Annotated in this window: 1 pseudogene; it reads right to left on the bottom strand. The window is 58.0% G+C overall.

The window, feature by feature from the left end:
- A pseudogene (locus GVL03_RS21730) lies at nucleotides 1-224 on the bottom strand (HAD-IB family hydrolase); the annotation flags it as partial.
- Nucleotides 225-386 lie beyond the last annotated feature (162 nt).

The raw sequence follows: 386 nt of genomic DNA, 5'->3' as shown, positions 1-386 counted from the left end.
CGCTCCACCTGATCGTGGTCGGCGGCCGACAGCAAGAACATGAATTGGGCGTACGACGACTTGAGTACCGAGCGACGGTTGATCAGCCCCTGGTCGAAGAACGGGCGAGAGAACGCCAGCGAACTCGACTTCGCGATGATGGTCTTGTCGAGGTCGAAGAAGGCGGCGATCCGCGAGCCGGAGGTGGATTCCGGACCACCGTCCGCGGGCCGGGAATAAGTCACGTGTCGAGGGTACGTCGGGCGTCGATCCCAGGCGCAGATTCATCGGTTCGGACTACAGGGGAGGCCGTTAACGATGTCGGATCGGCATGACGAAAAACAAATGGTTGAACTTGCAATCAATCCGGAGTTTTTGTGTATAGTCGTTATTACCCGGACCTGATC

It is taken from the genome of Microbacterium sp. 18062 (assembly GCF_902706225.1).
In the GTDB taxonomy this organism is placed as follows: Bacteria; Actinomycetota; Actinomycetes; order Actinomycetales; family Microbacteriaceae; genus Microbacterium.
The sequence above is the reverse complement of the archived record's forward strand: the minus strand, read 5'-3'. Positions and strand labels throughout refer to the sequence as shown.